Annotated in this window: 8 protein-coding genes and 3 pseudogenes; 10 read left to right on the top strand and 1 reads right to left on the bottom strand. The window is 61.7% G+C overall.

Annotated elements, in window-relative coordinates:
• Nucleotides 1-3: 3 nt before the first annotated feature.
• From OKW43_RS04885 to OKW43_RS04840, 10 genes and pseudogenes are all read left to right on the top strand, one after another.
• Nucleotides 4-1,392 (top strand): MmgE/PrpD family protein, encoded by a 1,389-nt coding sequence (locus tag OKW43_RS04885; RefSeq protein ID WP_429445597.1) that lies wholly within the window; start codon nt 4-6, stop codon nt 1,390-1,392.
• The gene (locus OKW43_RS04880) at nt 1,389-2,192 is read left to right on the top strand and encodes an HpcH/HpaI aldolase/citrate lyase family protein (RefSeq protein WP_429445595.1); all 804 of its coding nucleotides are present in this window, start codon (nt 1,389-1,391) and stop codon (nt 2,190-2,192) included. Before OKW43_RS04885 ends, OKW43_RS04880 begins: the two co-directional genes overlap by 4 nt.
• Before the next feature lie 92 nt (nt 2,193-2,284).
• Nucleotides 2,285-4,030 (top strand): glycoside hydrolase family 43 protein, encoded by a 1,746-nt coding sequence (locus tag OKW43_RS04875; RefSeq protein ID WP_429445593.1) that lies wholly within the window; start codon nt 2,285-2,287, stop codon nt 4,028-4,030.
• Nucleotides 4,031-4,078: 48 nt separating this feature from the next.
• Complete coding sequence (locus tag OKW43_RS04870) at nt 4,079-5,377, top strand: MFS transporter (RefSeq protein WP_429445591.1); 1,299 nt, start codon at nt 4,079-4,081, stop codon at nt 5,375-5,377.
• Between the two features lie 273 nt (nt 5,378-5,650).
• A pseudogene (locus tag OKW43_RS04865) lies at nt 5,651-7,034 on the top strand (MFS transporter).
• Between the two features lie 112 nt (nt 7,035-7,146).
• Entirely contained in the window at nt 7,147-8,058 is a 912-nt protein-coding gene (locus OKW43_RS04860) for a LysR family transcriptional regulator (protein WP_187638925.1), read from the top strand.
• Between the two features lie 170 nt (nt 8,059-8,228).
• Nucleotides 8,229-9,728, top strand: a complete 1,500-nt coding sequence (gene amaB, locus OKW43_RS04855) for an L-piperidine-6-carboxylate dehydrogenase (protein ID WP_429445589.1) — start codon at nt 8,229-8,231, stop codon at nt 9,726-9,728.
• Nucleotides 9,729-9,833: 105 nt separating this feature from the next.
• Nucleotides 9,834-11,007: pseudogene (locus OKW43_RS04850) on the top strand (NAD(P)/FAD-dependent oxidoreductase).
• Nucleotides 11,008-11,059: 52 nt separating this feature from the next.
• A pseudogene (locus tag OKW43_RS04845) lies at nt 11,060-11,655 on the top strand (aminotransferase class I/II-fold pyridoxal phosphate-dependent enzyme); the annotation flags it as partial.
• A 625-nt stretch (nt 11,656-12,280) separates the two neighbouring features.
• Nucleotides 12,281-13,384 carry a YjgN family protein gene (locus OKW43_RS04840; protein ID WP_429445587.1) on the top strand — a complete coding sequence of 368 codons (1,104 nt, stop codon included), beginning with the start codon at nt 12,281-12,283 and terminating at the stop codon, nt 13,382-13,384.
• A gap of 262 nt (nt 13,385-13,646) precedes the next feature.
• Here the strand turns inward: OKW43_RS04840 and rpoD are convergent, their stop codons facing one another.
• The gene (gene rpoD, locus OKW43_RS04835; protein ID WP_187638929.1) at nt 13,647-15,644 is read right to left on the bottom strand and encodes an RNA polymerase sigma factor RpoD; all 1,998 of its coding nucleotides are present in this window, start codon (nt 15,642-15,644) and stop codon (nt 13,647-13,649) included.
• Nucleotides 15,645-16,081: the final 437 nt, after the last annotated feature.

Genomic DNA, 16,081 nt, shown 5'->3' with positions numbered 1-16,081 from the left:
CCCATGAACGACCATCCCAGTCTCACGCTTGCCACTTTCGCCGCGCAACTCGACTTCCACAGCGTCCCACACGAGGTCGTCGAGCGTACCGTCAACCTGTACGTCGATTGGCTCGGCTCCGCGCTGGCCGGCAGGGGCGCGCGCCCGGTCGAGACGATCGCGCGGTTTGCGCGCGCGGCAGCCGGTGCGACGAACGACGGCCTCTGCGAAGTGCTGATCGACCGCAGCCGCACCACGCCGTATTTCGCCGCGATGATCAACGGCGCGGCGTCACACTTCGCCGAACAGGACGACGTGCACAATGGCTCGGTGTTTCATCCGGCAACCGTGGTGTTTCCCGTTGCGCTCGCGTTGGCACAGGCAAAGCGAGCGTCGGGGCGCGACTTCATCGCGGCGGCGGTGGCGGGATACGAGGTCGGCATTCGCGTCGGCGAATTTCTCGGGCGTTCGCATTACAGGTTGTTTCACACCACGGGCACGGTCGGCACGGTCGCGGCCGCGGCAACTGCGGGACGCTTGCTCGGTTTGTCGCCGTCGCAGATGCTCGATGCGTTCGGCTCGGCGGGCACGCAGGCGAGCGGCCTGTGGGAATTCCTGCGCGATGCCGCCGACTCGAAGCAACTGCACACCGCGATGGCCGCCGCGAACGGCCTGATGGCCGCGCAACTCGCCGCCGACGGCTTCAAGGGCGCGACGCACATTCTCGAAGGCGCGCAGGGCATGGCGGCGGGCATGTCGAGCGACGCCGATCCGGCGCGCCTCGTCGATCGGCTCGGCAGCCGCTGGGCGACCGCGGAGACCTCGTTCAAGTATCACGCGGCGTGCCGCCATACGCATCCGGCCGCCGACGCGTTGCTCGCGGTCATGCGGACGCATGGCCTCGCGCCGCGCGACATGGCGAAGGTCGTGGCGCACGTGCATCAAGGCGCGATCGACGTACTCGGCTCCGTGGTCACGCCGCGCACCGTGCATCAGGCGAAGTTCAACATGGGCACGGTACTCGGGCTCGTCGCGCATCACGGCTATGCGGGCGTGACCGAATTCGAGCAGGGCTTCGACGCGAGCGAGATCGCCGCGTTTCGCGACAAGGTCACGATGACGCTCGACGCTGAAGTCGACGCCGCCTATCCCGCACGCTGGATAGGCAAGGTCACGGTGACGACGATCGACGGCCGCGCGTTCGATGGGCGTGTCGACGAGCCGAAGGGCGATCCGGGGAATACGTTGTCGCGCGATGAGATTGCGACGAAGCTGCATCGGCTGGCGGCGTTTTCGGGTGCGGCTAGTGAAGGGGAGGCGGCGCAGCTGCTTCGCAACGCATGGCGGGTTGCCGAAGAGACGCAGATGGGTTCGGTATTTGATGCAGCGTCGCGCACGACGGTGGCGGCATGAGCGCGTTGTCACGGTCGTATCTGTTCGTGCCTGGGAATCGGCCTGAGCGGTTCGACAAGGCCTATGCGGCCGGCGCGGATGCGGTCATTCTCGACCTGGAAGACGCGGTGCAGCCGGACGAGAAGGTCACCGCGCGAGCGGCGGTGTTGGCTGCGGCATCAGCTAATGCATCGCGGGCAGTGTGGGTGCGTATCAATGGTTCGGACACCACATGGTTCGCGGACGATGTTGCGGCGCTGGTTGGACAGGTCGGCGTCGCGGGAGTCGTGCTGCCGAAGGCCGAGAGGCGGGAACAGATCTGCGCGGTGCTGGCGAACGCGCATCCGGCCTTGAACGTGCTGCCGATTGTCGAGACTGCGCACGGGTTCGCGAACCTGGCGGAATTATGTGCGGCGCCGCACGTGCTGCGTATCGTGTTCGGCACGCTGGATTTTCAGGTCGATCTCGGCATCGATGGAGAAGGTGAGGAGTTGCATCTGTTTCGCTCGCAGATAGTGCTTGCGTCGAGGCTGGCTGGCATTGGTGCGCCGGTGGATGGCGTGTCGACGACGATCAACGATGCTGATGCGGTGCAAGCCGATGCGCTGCGCGGGCGGCGCTTTGGTTTTGGCGGCAAGCTTTGCATTCACCCGAAGCAGATCGACGCTGTGCATCGCGCGTACGCGTGGAGTGACGCCGAGGTGGAGTGGGCGCGGCGGATGCTTGCCGCTGTCGAGGCGAGTCATGGCGCCGCGGTGGCCGTGGATGGAAAGATGGTCGATATGCCGGTGATTCTGAGGGCACGGAGGATTTTGGGCTGAAAGACGAGTTGCCCGGCGACTAGCCACCTCACCCAACGGAATACCCCCCATCATCGCATTTGAACAGTCAGCAGGTCACATGCTAGATTAAATTGGCATCGGTAACAAACTCGCTGCGAAGGTCTCGAATCGCCAGCATCTATCCGGTCATTCGTCGACTCGACGTTGGCGGAAAAGAAGATTTATGCCCCTCACCACGCCGGAAAAATACCCTCCCGATGAGTACTATTCAAAACCCAGTTCTGCGCGGCTTCAATCCGGATCCTTGCGTGTGCCGTGGCAGCGATGCGTGGTATATCGCGGTGTCAACGTTTGAATGGTACCCGGGCGTTCTCATTTACGAATCGAAAGACTTCGTCAACTGGGAACTCAGGGCAACGCCTTTGGACAGGCTATCGCAATTGAACCTGATCGGAGAGCAGCCGTCCGGAGGCATATGGGCGCCCGAGCTGTCCTATCACGACGGTCTTTACTGGCTCGTCTATACCGACACCAAGGCATGGAAGGGTGAGCAGAAGATATCCCCGCTGCGTGACATGCATAACTTCGTCGTGACCGCCCCGGACATCACCGGCCCCTGGTCGGAGCCTGTGCATCTCGTGTCTGGTGGATACGATCCATCGCTGTTCCACGATGAATCGGGCAAAAAGTGGCTGGCCTATATCCGGCGCGATTTCAGGGGCATTTACGCGGACCTTTTCGCCGGAATCATTCTGCGCGAATACTCGCCGCAGGAAAAGAAGCTGATCGGGGAGGAGCGCGTGATCTATAAAGGCGCCAGCCTGAAGACCGACTACTTCATGAAATGTCAGATCTACGAGGCTCCGCATTTGCTGAAGAAGGGAGACTGGTACTACCTGATCACCGCGGAGGGGGGTACAGGCTATACGCATGCGACGTGTGTATCCAGATCCCGCGATATTTTCGGTCCATACGAGTTTCATCCTGACACGCCGATGCTCACGTCGCGCGACGCGAATGGACGGATCCAGCGGACCGGCCACGGCAATCTGGTCGAGGGTCCGCACGGCCAGTGGTACATGACGTACCTGGGATCGAGACCAATCGATGCGCACACGAAGCGCTCACCGCTAGGCCGTGAGACCTGCGTCGCACCGATCGAATGGCACGCTGACTGGCCCCGCCTCGCCAGCGGCGGAGTGGTTCCCGCCGAATCTTTTGCGATCGACTCGGATATCGAGCAAAGGCTCGACAGCAGTTGGGCGATCGATTTTGGACAATGTGCCGCGCTGCCGCTGGAACTGCAGAGTCTGCGCATTCCCATCAGCGACGACTGGTGCAATCTTCACGAACACCCGGGCTATCTGCGGATAAGGGGGCAAGAGTCGCCGACTTCGCGGTTCCACCAAAGCTTGCTGGCCTGTCGCGTCCGTGACTGGCAGTTCGAAGTCGAAACGGCGCTGGAATTTTCGCCGATGTCATATCTGCACATGGCTGGGCTCATGGCGCGTTACGACGAGAACACCTTTTACTATCTGTTCGTCACGCGCGACGACGACGGCACAAAAATCCTGTCCTACATGGAAATGGATGCCGGCAGCTTCGCCTACGGCAATCGACTGGCCACGCTGCCCGAGGCCTCAGTGATCGGCCTGCGGCTTCACGTCGTGGACGCGAAGCTGCGCTTCTGCTATCGCGTGACGCATGGCGACTGGAAAGACCTCGGACTCGGAAAGGATTTCACGAAACTTAGCGATGAATATGCAACCCCGATCGGCTTCACGGGGGCTTTCGCAGGTATCACCGTCAACGACATGCTCGGCTTTCGCGAGCCAGCGGATTTCAAGTCGTTCTCGTACCGCCAACTGACCGGCTAGAACCCGGATTTCGTGTCATCGCTGTCGTTTAATAATAAGGAAGACCTCATGCGCTTTCGCTGGAGACATCGCTATTTCGTTCTGCTCATTCTGTTTGCGATCTATTTGCTCTGTTATATGGACAGAATGATCATGGCAGCGGCTATCCCATTTATTGCGTCCGAGTTTCATCTGTCGGCGATGGAAATGGGAGGAATCCTCAGTGCGTTCTTTTTCAGCTACGCGCTATGTCAGATCCCGGCTGGCCTGCTGGCAGACAGATTCGGCCCGCGGCTGATGACGACAATCGGGATCACGTGGTGGACGATTTTCACCGCGTTTACCGGACTGTGCAATTCGCTCGGCTTGATGCTGGTGGTGCGGGTCGCGTTCGGCATTGGCGAAGCGCTGTTTCCTCCCGCCGCGTTCAAGGCACTGTCGGCATGGTTCCCAAAGCGCGAAGTGGGACGGGCGATCGGGCTGATGATGACCACGAATGCGCTGGGACCCGCACTGGCGCCGCTGTTCGTGGCGGCCGTGATGGCCGCGTGGGGATGGCGCGCCATTTTCACGAGTCTGTTCATACCCGGTATCGCGATGGCCGTATTCGGCTGGATCTATGTGAGAAACAGCCCGAAGGACAGCAAGCACGTTTCGGATATCGAATTGGAGGAAATCGGAACCAGCGAACAAACATTGTCTGAATCCGCCGGCAAAGTGGATTTTGCTGGATTGGTGAAAACGCCGCTGGTCTGGTGGTGCTTTGTCACCTTGTTCGTTTTCAGCATCGCCTCCTGGGGAATCATGAGCTGGTTCCCGACGTATCTGCTGAAGGCGCGCGGCCTTTCGACGGCCAGAATGGGCATTATGGCGTCGGTGCCATTTCTGGTCGGCACGATCGCCTATTGCATCACGGGCTTTCTCTCCGATAAGTTCTTCCGCAATCGTCGCGAATTGCTGGTCGTCCTCGGCTGCATTGTGGCCGCGATCTTTGCCTATCTGACGGCCCATGCCGCGACTGTGGAAACGGCGGTGTTCTATCAGACGATCGGCTATTTCTTCTCAACCATGGCGGGCTGTTCGCTGTACACCATCCCGAATGTCGCGCTGCCAAACAAGGTCGTCGGGTCGGCGATCGGCTTTGTCAATGCAGCGGGTCAGTTGGCAGGATTCCTTTCCCCGCTGATCGTCGGTTACATCCTGACCAGCACGAATAACGACTTCAATGTCGTCTTCCACCTGTTCGTCGGCTGTTTCTTGCTGGCTTCGATTTCCGCATGGTTCATCAATACGAGGACGGACCGCAGCGACTCTGTCACGCGGAGCGCCGGCACAGAGCTGGCCGCGCGGAACCAGACAACTGGATAAATGGAGCGACATTCCGATGCGCCGCAGCCTTTCAGGCATGCAAGTCGCCTCTTTTCCATTCCCTTAATCAAACCGGAACACCGACTTCCAAAAAACCCAATTCACACTTCACGTCACCTGTCGCACTCTTAAGGCATACGGCGCTGCACGATTTAGCAACGGCCGTTCAGCACTCTGCCCTGAGCCGCCGCATCCAACAAAGGCAGCCTCGCAGAACTGTTCCGCGCGCGCGCCACTCGCCCGCGCGCAGCTTGAGAAGACAGGAGACAAATTTTGCCAACCCCCATCAACTCCGGCGCCCGTCTGGACCGCCTTCCGATCAGCCGCTTCCACTGGAACATCCTCGGCCTGATCGGCGCGGGCGCCTTCCTCGACGCCTTCGACATCTATCTCGCCAACGGCGCGCTCGCGGCGATGGTCAAAACCGGCTTCACCGATCTTCGCCTCGGCTCGTTCTTCATCTCCGCGACCTTCATGGGCATGATGATTGGCGCGGGCCTGTCAGGCTATCTCGGCGACCGCTTCGGCCGACGCTATTCGTATCAAGCCAACCTCGCGATCTTCGGCATCGCATCGCTCGCCGCCTGCTTCGCGCCGGACATCTACTGGCTGATCCTGCTGCGCTTCATCATGGGTATCGGCCTCGGCCGCCGAACTCGTGGTCGCGGCCGGCACGCTGTGCGAATTCGTGCCACCCGCCACCCGCGGCCGCTGGACCGCGTTGCTCGCGCTGATCATCAACTCTGGCCTGCTCGGCGCGACCGCCATCGGGTATTGGGTGATTCCGCATCTCGGCTGGCGCTACATGTTCGCGATCGCGGGCGTCGGCGCGCTCGTCGTGTGGTTCCTGCGGCATCGGATGCCGGAGTCGCCGCGCTGGCTAGAAACGGTTGGCCGGCTCGAAGAGGCGGAGGCCACCGTTGCGGCGATCGAGCGACAGGTCGAGGCGCGGGTCGGCAAACTGCCGCCAGTCGCGCGCGTCGTCAGTCACGAGGTGCCGGTCGCGCCGTTCTCGGCGCTGTTCGCGCGCGGCATGATCGGCCGCACGCTGGTCGCCGCGCTGACCTGCATGGCGATCAACATGTCGCTGTACGGCTTCGTCGCGTGGCTGCCGACGTTCTTCGTCAACGAAGGCCTGACCATCGTGCAGTCGCTCGGCTTCGTACTGCTGATGTCGTTCGGCGCGCCGGCCGGCGCTGTCGTCGGTTATCTCGTGACGGACCGCCTCGGGCGACGCAACGGCATCGTGCTGTTCTCACTCGCGACGATCGCGCTCGGCTTCGTCTACGTGCAGATGCGTGCGCCGGTGCCGATCGCGGTCGTCGGCTTCGCGCTCGTCACGACGATCTACACGGTCTGCACGCTCGGCCTGTTCGGTTATATCCCCGAGCTGTTCCCAACCGCGCATCGCCTGCGTGGCACGGGCGTGGCCGGCACCTGCGGCCGCGCGGCTTCGATGTCGACACCCTACGTCGCGCTGCTGCTGTACACGCAATTCGGCGTGACGGGCGTGCTGACGATGGTCGGTGGCGTGTTGCTGTTGCTGAGCGTCGCGATTCTCGCGCTGCGCATCGAAACGAGTCAGCAGACGCTCGAAGAAATTTCGCCCGATGTTGAGCTGATGCCGCAAGCGGAGATGATGCGAGAGTCGGCGTAGGCTGTACGCGTATGACGGGGGCCGTCGATTCGGATCTTTCCCCGGCTAAATTCCACCGCACCCGGTTAAGATGAAAGTTTGTCCTGCGCATGCTTCGCCAGCAGCTTTCATCATGCACTTCGATTTCGTCGATTTACGCCTGCTCCTGCACATCGCCGACACGCGCAACCTCGCGCGTGCCGCGGAGCGTTCGCACCTGTCGGCGCCGGCCGCCAGCAACCGGGTTAAGAATCTCGAGGAGCAGCTCGGCTTCAAGCTGCTCTATCGCACCAGCCAGGGCGTGACGCCGACACCCGCGGGCGAGGCCTTCGTGCATCACGCGCGGCTCGTGCTCGAACGCGTCGAGCACCTCGCCGGTGACATGCAGGAGTACGGCGAGGGCATCAAGGGCCACGTGCGCATCTGGGCCAACACGACTGCGATCAGCGAGTTCATGCCGGCCGTGCTGAGCCGTTTCCTGCGCGATCATCCGGACGTGAACATCGATCTGCGCGAAGTGCTGAGCGGCGAGATCGTCAAGGGCGTCGCCGAAAGCGCGACCGATATCGGCATCGTCGCGGGCAACGTGCATGCCGAGCATCTGCAGATGCTGCCGTATCGCGACGACCGACTCGTGCTCGTTACGTCGTGCGATCATCCGTTCGCCAGGCGGGCGTCGGTCGATTTCTCGCAGGTGCTCAACGCGAACTTCGTGAGCCTGCCGACGTCGAGCGCGATTCACGCGTTCATCACCAGTGCCGCCGATGCACTCGGCGCGCGGCTCAAACTTCGCATCCAGGTCGGTAACTTCGAGGCCGCGTGCCGGATGATCGAGGCGGGCGTCGGAATTGGCATCGTGCCGGAGTCGGTCGCGCTGCGGCACAGAAAAACGATGCAGATCGCGATCGTCGGGTTGAACGATCCGTGGGCCGAGCGCAAGCTGAAGATCTGCGTGCGCAGTCTGAAGGACTTGCCGCCGTTCGCCCGTGCGCTGGTCGACCGGTTGATCGCAGTGGCGGAAGAGAACGGCGCGACAGCGGCTTGACGCGCGGACCGGAGACACCGCGCCGAAGCTCACGGGGTTTCCTTCTGGAAACACCGCCGCCCGTTGTCAACCGGCATTTCACTGCTCAAGCATTCCTTGCCGCCACAAAAACCCGCGTGTATAGTTTCCGAAGTTACTCTTGTTTCGTATCGGAAATTAAAGGGGTTCACATGGACGCGTCCACCATCCTCGCCGATCTCGGCATTGCCCACGCCGCGCAAGCCGGCGATATCGCGGTTCATTCGCCGATCACCGGCGAGCTCATCGGCCGTGTGGTCAGCCAGACGGCGGTCGAGGTCGACGCGGCGCTCGCTCAGGCCAAAGACGCGTTCGCCGTGTGGCGCAACGTGCCGGCGCCGCGCCGCGGCGAACTGGTGCGGCTGCTCGGTAATCGGCTGCGCGAACGGAAGCAGGCGCTCGGCAGCCTCGTCTCGCTGGAGACCGGCAAGATTCTGCAGGAAGGCATGGGCGAAGTGCAGGAGATGATCGACATCTGCGATTTCGCGGTCGGTCTGTCGCGCCAGCTGTATGGTTTGACGATTGCGTCCGAGCGCCCGGGCCATCGGATGGCGGAGTCGTGGCATCCGCTCGGCACCTGCGTCGTGATCTCGGCATTCAATTTCCCGGTGGCGGTGTGGTCGTGGAATGCGGCGCTCGCGCTGGTGTGCGGCAACGCAGTGATCTGGAAGCCGTCGGAAAAGACCCCGCTCTCGGCGCTGGCCGTGAACAGGATTCTCGAAGATGCGCTCAAGGAATTCGGCGACGCTCCAGCCGGTCTGACCGCGTTGATCAACGGCGGTCGCGACGTGGGCGAAAAGCTGGTGGTCGATCCGCGCGCGTCGATCGTCAGCGCGACGGGCAGCACGGGAATGGGTCGCAAGGTTGGCGTCGAAGTGGCGAAGCGTTTCGGCCGCTCGCTGCTCGAACTCGGCGGCAATAACGCAGGCATCGTCACGCAGACGGCCGACCATGAACTCGCGATGCGCGGCATCCTGTTCTCGGCCGTCGGCACGGCCGGTCAGCGCTGCACCACGCTGCGCCGTCTGTTCGTGCACGATAGCGTGTACGAGAAGACCGTCGAGCGTCTGAAGCAGCTTTATAGCCGCGTGCCGATCGGCAATCCGCTCGAAAAGGGCACGCTGATGGGGCCGCTGATCGACCGTCAATCGTTCGAGCGCATGCAGGAAGCGCTGCAGCAGGCGAAGGCCGAGGGCGGCAAGGTGTTCGGCGGGGAGCGTGTCGAAGTGAAGGGTTATGAGGGCGGCTACTACGTGCGTCCGGCTATCGTCGAGATGCCGTCGCAAACGTCGGTCGTGCTGAAGGAAACCTTCGCGCCGATTCTTTACGTGCTGCGTTACGCCGAGTTCGCCGATGCGCTCGAGGCGAACAATGCCGCGCATCACGGTTTGTCGTCGTGCGTGTTCACGAACGACCTGCGCGAAGCGGAACGCTTCGTGTCCGCGTCAGGCAGCGACTGCGGCATTGCGAACGTCAACATAGGACCGAGCGGCGCGGAGATCGGCGGCGCGTTTGGCGGCGAGAAGGAAACGGGCGGCGGCCGCGAATCGGGTTCGGATGCGTGGAAGGCGTATATGCGTCGCGCGACCAATACGGTGAACTATTCGTCGGCGTTGCCGCTTGCTCAGGGTATCGACTTCAATCTCGACTGAGGGCGCGAGCGCGAAGTGATGACGCGCGCCGACTCGCGCGCTCTTTAACAATCCGTTTGCGCCGCCCGGCGTTGCGGAGCTGCAGCGTTACTCGTGGAGTGAGACGTGAGTTCGAAAGTCGTGATCGTCGGCGGTGGGGTGATCGGCAGTTCGATTGCGTATTTTTTGCGGCTGTCCGATCCGACAGTCGGCGTCACGGTGATCGAGCGCGATCCGACCTATGCGCGTTCGTCGTCCGCCTTGTCGGCGGCGTCGATCCGACAGCAGTTTTCGACGCCGCTTTCGATTCAGATGTCGCTGTTCGGCATCGAGTTTCTGCGCTCGATCGGCGAGCGGCTCGAAGTCGGCGGCACGCGGCCCTCGATCGATCTGCACGAAGGCGGTTACCTGTTTCTCGCGACAACCGCCGGTGAAGCGACGCTGCGCGAAAACCACGCGCTGCAAAAGAGCCTCGGCGCAAATATCAGCCTGCTCGACACGCACGACTTGCAAACGCGCTTCCCCTGGCTCAATACCGACGACCTCGTCGCCGGCGCTTATGGCGAAAGCGGCGAGGGCTGGTTCGACGGCTACGGTCTCGTGCAGGCGCTGCGCAAGAAAGCGCAGGCACTCGGCGCGCGCTATGTCGCGGCCGACGTCACCGCCGCTGTGTCGCGACGGCAACCGCGTCACGCAAGTACAAACCGCGGACGGCGAGGCTTATGCGTGCGACGTCGTCGTCAACGCGGCCGGCGCGTGGTCGCGCAAGGTCGCGCAGATGATCGGCATCGACCTGCCCGTCTATGCGCGGCGGCGCAGCATCTTCAACGTGACGTCGCCGGCAAAGCTCGAACGCTGCCCGCTGCTGATCGATCCGAGCGGCGTGTACTTCCGGCCCGAAGGCAATTCCTATATCTGCGGCACGTCGCCATCGGCCGATAACGACCCCGACGATCTACCGCTCGACGAAGTCGATCACGCGCTATTCGACGAAGTGATCTGGCCGACGCTCGCCAATCGCGTGCCGCAATTCGAGGCGCTGCGTGTGCAGAACTGCTGGTCCGGCTATTACGAATACAACGTGCTCGATCAGAACGCGATCATTGGCCATCATCCGGAGGTCGAGAACTGCATCTTCGCGAACGGCTTCAGCGGCCACGGTTTGCAGCAAGGACCGGCAACCGGACGCGGCATCAGCGAATTGATTCTGCATGGCCGCTATGCGACGCTTGACCTCAGTTCACTAAGCTTTGTGCGCGTGCTCGACAACCGGCCGATCGTCGAGAGGAACGTGGTGTAGTCACTGGCGTAGTGCCTTTATTCCAATCGATATCACACGAAAGACAGGCGGCCGTCACCAGCTCGCGCAGCTGATGACGCGGCGCGGCGCCCCATGCGCGCCAGCGGACCTGCTGGTGACGACCCGCTCGCAACAAGGCTTCGATCTGCTGCTGCGCGGGATGGTCGCGCCGGCGACGTCGCACTCGTCGAGCAGCCCGCGTATCCGGCCACGTTGCAGGCGCTGAAGCTGCAACAGGCCGACGTTGTCACGGTGCCCGTGGATCAACACGGCCTCGACGTCGCGCAGCTCGCCGCATTGCTCGAAGTGGGCACGCTGCGTCCCGCGCTGAAACTGCTGTACACCTGTCGAAGATCGTCGCGCCGGGTTTGCGCGTCGGCTGGATGCTCGCGCACGCAGATCGCGTTTCGTCGTCCGGCGGGCGGCATGTTCGTGTGGGCGCGTCTGGACGCGGTACGCGATGCGTCCGACTATCTGCGCGTGTGCATCGAACAGAACGTAATGTTCGTGCCGGGCGTCGCGTTTTATCAGGACGCGGTCGATAGGGCGGCGCTGTGTCTGTCGTTTGCCGCGCCGGGTGTGGAGGAGATTGAAACCGGCTTGCGCCGAATGAAGCGCGCGCTCGAGCAGTACGTTGAGCGGAAATAAAATCTTGATCGCGTCAACGCAATCAGTGCAATGCGGCGAATTATCCGGCGAGCATATAATGTGCAGCCAGGTTTTTTATGTAAACGCCAAAAATTGTGGCCATTTAACAGAACTCACCGCATTCCTTATTAATTGCGAATCGCATTGCGTGCGAATGCGCAATCGTTTTCCTCCCCACATGCCGTTCTATCAGGCCGACCTCGGCATGCTGCAGGTGAAGCCGCACGGGCTTGCCGCGTCGAGCGGTCCGCACGCGTGAGAGGGCCCGCGAGCGATCGCTCCGAATGAAGTCGTTATTGCGCGCCTTATCTTCGAGAATATGCAATTCGAATAAATTCGCCTGTTGCTAAAACTTGTAATGGAAATGGCCGATTTATATGCGGAAATGCCATTTATAAAGTTAAGAAACCGTGTAATTATCCTGTTTACCGGCCGGCTTCCGTTTTGCCTGGTTCCCTGAGTGGCTGAAAGACCGGTTTTACATGGGCTCGCGCCACACGAGCCGGTCTTCGCGTGGGAAATAACCGTCGCCCGTCGCGTTCCCGCACGCATGCCGCATACAAGTGCCGCACGAGATGCGTGAGCGGGCCACAAAAACATCAAATGAGGAAAAGAGGGCAATGCAATGAATTCACTCGACGAGAAGCGGCCGCTGCTGATCTACGACGGCACGCTCGGCGACCTCTACGGGATCTTTTTCAAGAACCTTCTGCTGCAAATTTTGACCCTCGGCATTTACCGCTTCTGGGCAACGACGAATAACCGCCGCTATGTCTGGACGCACATGCGGTTTCAGGACGAGCGCTTCGAGTACACGGGCACCGGGGGCGAGCTATTCAAGGGCTTTCTGTTCGCAATCGTGGTCGTGTTCAGCGCGGCGTTCGCGGCCGGTGCGCTGAGCGTAGTCTTGCGCATGCTGACGAAAAGCGTGGCAGTCGTTGCGGTGCCTGTCATCGCGTTATATCTGCTGATCGTCGTGCTCGCGGCGGGCGCGTTTTTCGGCGCGCAGCGCTATCGGCTAAGCCGCACGCAGTGGTGCGGTATTCGCGGCGGCATGACCGGCTCGGCGCTCGGATACGGCGTGCGCACGTTGCTGTATGCGCTGCTCTGCGTACTCACGCTTGGCCAGATGACGCCGTGGTCATCGATGCGTCTCACGGAGCGTCGCATCAACGAAAGCAGCTTCGGTAGCTTGGCGTTTCGCTTCAAGGGGCGCGCGTGGGCTGTCTACGGTCTGTTTCTCGTTACGTTTGTCGGCGTGGTTGTGTTGTTCACCGTGCTGTTCATGATGTTCCTGAAGGGCGCTCTCGCGTCGATGCATGTCGGCCACGTGCTGGGGGCGGCTACGGCGCCGTCGCGGGCCGCGCTCGGATCGCTGTTTCTGTTTTATGCGCTGTTCTCCATCGGCACGATGCTGATCCGCGGCTTTTATGTCGCGGCGCTGACGCGCCATGTGATGGGCAATATGTCGCTCGGCTCGCAATTGCATTTCGACAGTAACGTAAGCGTTGCGCGTCTGATCGGCTTGCAGTGCGGCAACCTTGCGACCATCGTGTTCACGCTCGGCTTCGGCGCGCCGATCGTGCTGCATCGGCGGATGCGCTTTGCCGCCGACACGCTGCAGGTTTCCGGCTACCTCGATCCGCACATGCTGGGTCAAAACACCGTGGTGGCGGCGCTGACCGGCGAAGGCATGCTGAACCTGCTCGATCATGGGGGCGCCTTCTGAACACGAAACTCAATGCGCTCACTCAATGCTCTCAATGCTCTCAATGAGTGAGCGCAGTCATGCGCAGGTTGCCCACAGGCCTGTTCCCAAAATCGGTAGATAACAACGGAGCAGCGAAGCGAAGAACTCGCGCGTGTGAAGGCTTACCGGAAGGTACAGCACAAAGCAAACAGCGGGACTCACCGTCGACCGGTTCATCCCGCTGCTAGATTCTGAGGGTGTGTCAGCTCGCCGTGCAGCGCACGGCAAGCATGGCAGACGCTTATCGGTCGAGGAACGACTTCAGACGGTCCGCGCGGCTCGGATGCATGAGCTTGCGCATCGCCTTGCTCTCGATCTGACGGATCCGCTCGCGCGTCACGTCGAATTGCTTGCCCACTTCTTCGAGCGTGTGATCCGACTTCGTGTTGATGCCATAGCGCATGCGCAGCACCTTCGCTTCGCGCGGCGACAGCGAGTCAAGCGCGTCATCGATCGCGGCGCGCAGGTCGGCCTGCATCGCGGCATCCGCCGGCGACGACACGCCAGCGTCTTCGATCATGTCACCCAGCGTCGCATCGCCGTCGTCGCCGACCGGCGTTTCGAGCGACACCGGTTGCTTCGCGATCTTCAGAATGCCGCGCACCTTCTCTTCCGACAGTTCCATGCGTTCCGCGAGCACCGCCGGATGCGCTTCCTGGCCGGTCTGCTGCAGGATCTCGCGAGAAATGCGGTTCAGCTTGTTGATCGTTTCGATCATGTGGACCGGCACGCGGATCGTGCGCGCCTGATCCGCAAGCGAACGCGTGACGGCCTGACGAACCCACCACGTCGCATAGGTCGAGAACTTCCAGCCACGACGGTATTCGAATTTGTCCACGGCCTTCATCAGACCGATGTTGCCTTCCTGGATCAGGTCGAGGAACAGCATGCCGCGGTTCACGTACTTCTTCGCGATGGAGATCACGAGACGGAGGTTCGCCTCGATCATCTCGCTCTTGGCCTTGCGCATCTTCGATTCGGCGGCCACCATCTGCCGATTGATCTCTTTCAGATGCTTGAGCGGCAGCGACACCGTCGCTTCGATGTCAATCAGTTTCTGCTGTTCGGACTGGATCGCCGGCAGATGACGCTCGAGCGCCGCGCCATAGGTCGACGCGCCGGTGCGCGCGGCACGCTCGGTCCAGCCAAGGTCGGCCTCGCTACCCGCGAACGTTTCGATGAACTTCTCGCGCGGCATGCCGGCCTTCGAGACGACGATCTGCAAAATGTTGCGCTCGATCGCGCGCACCTGCGCAACCTGGTGCTGCACCTCACCGCACAGACGGTCGATCGTGCGTGCGGTGAAGCGGATCTTCGCGAGATGCTGCTGAATGTCTTCGCGGGCGCGCAGATAGGCCTTCGAGGTGACGTCGCCGCGCGTGTGCGCCGCGTTCATCTGGTCGTACAGAATGCCGACCTGGGCGAAGATTTCGAGGCAGTCGCTCGTGAGCTGCTTCAGGCGAGCTTCGTCCGCCGCGGACGAATCGGCCGCGCTGGCGTCATCGTCGTCTTCTTCGTCGTTTTCTGCGTCGGCATCGCTGTCTTCCTCGGCGTCCGCATCGGCGCTCGCGACTTCTTCTGCGGCGGCCGTCTCTTCATTCAGACCGTCGACGAGTTCATCGATGCGCAACTCGCCGTCGGCGACCTGCTGTGCGCTCGCGAGGATCGCGGAGATCGCGAGCGGGCACGCGGCGATCGCCTGCACCATTTCGTGCAGGCCGTCTTCGATGCGCTTTGCAATCGCGATTTCGCCTGCGCGCGTGAGCAACTCGGTCGCGCCCATTTCGCGCATGTACATACGCACGGGATCGGTGGTGCGGCCGAACTCCGAGTCGACGGTCGACAGCGCGACTTCGGTTTCTTCGTCGGCCTGGTCGTCTGACACCACGGACGGGGCGTTCGAGTTGAGCAGCAGCGTCTCCGCGTCCGGCGCCTGCTCGTAGACCTGCACGCCCATGTCGCTGAACGCGCTAACAATGCTGTCGATCGCGGCGGTTGCCGTGAAGTTGTCGGGCAGGTGGTCGTTGATCTGCGCGTGGGTCAGGTAGCCTTGCTCTTTGCCCAACTGGATCAGTGCACGCATCAGGCGCTGGCGTTCTTCGGCTTGTTGCGGCGGCAGATCGGCTGCCACGGGGATCGCTTTGCCGGCGCCCTTGCCTTTGGCCGAGCGGCCGGACGGAACTTTGGCAGTGAAGGCGGCGGCTTCGTGTTGCGAATCTTCGCGATCAAAAGGGTTCACGTAATTTCCTCTAGAGGCTTCGCTATGAGACGCAAGACGCTACCGTCAGGCGTTTCGAGCAGGGCTCAGCATCACCTGATGTGACTCAACGCGGTTGTTGGGCTGTGCTCTGGGGAGCAAAAAAGATGAGCCCGCTCGAAGCGGGCCGATGGATATGCGAAATTTTGCGCGGCTCGCATTATATACGAGCTTGGGGGTTCGCGCTCATGGGTGCACATCAAATCATCGTGGCTGTTGTCGCATGCATGCGTGAGGCTGCGGGGTGTGCAGTCCGTGTGCATGCGCGCGACCCAACCTAGATAGAGGCATGTTGCTCCTTGTGCAAGGGGCTTCGTGTCTTTTTTGTACACATAAAGCTGTGTCGTCGCAGGCTGTCCCCAAAAGAAATTCGCTGAAGGGTATTGACGGAATACGGACCGCTCTCCATAATCTCGCTT

It is taken from the genome of Paraburkholderia sp. WC7.3g (assembly GCF_050436345.1).
Lineage (GTDB): Bacteria > Pseudomonadota > Gammaproteobacteria > Burkholderiales > Burkholderiaceae > Paraburkholderia > Paraburkholderia podalyriae.
Note: the sequence above shows the minus strand (reverse complement) of the source record. Positions and strands in the feature narration are given on the sequence as shown.

Excerpts from the sequence above, each read along its gene's own strand:
- OKW43_RS04880 (WP_429445595.1), top strand. The coding sequence starts at position 1,389 with ATGAGCGCGTTGTCACGGTCGTATCTGTTCGTGCCTGGGAATCGGCCT.
- OKW43_RS04860 (WP_187638925.1), top strand. The coding sequence starts at position 7,147 with ATGCACTTCGATTTCGTCGATTTACGCCTGCTCCTGCACATCGCCGAC.
- OKW43_RS04870 (WP_429445591.1), top strand. The coding sequence starts at position 4,079 with ATGCGCTTTCGCTGGAGACATCGCTATTTCGTTCTGCTCATTCTGTTT.
- OKW43_RS04885 (WP_429445597.1), top strand. The coding sequence starts at position 4 with ATGAACGACCATCCCAGTCTCACGCTTGCCACTTTCGCCGCGCAACTC.
- amaB (WP_429445589.1), top strand. The coding sequence starts at position 8,229 with ATGGACGCGTCCACCATCCTCGCCGATCTCGGCATTGCCCACGCCGCG.
- OKW43_RS04840 (WP_429445587.1), top strand. The coding sequence starts at position 12,281 with ATGAATTCACTCGACGAGAAGCGGCCGCTGCTGATCTACGACGGCACG.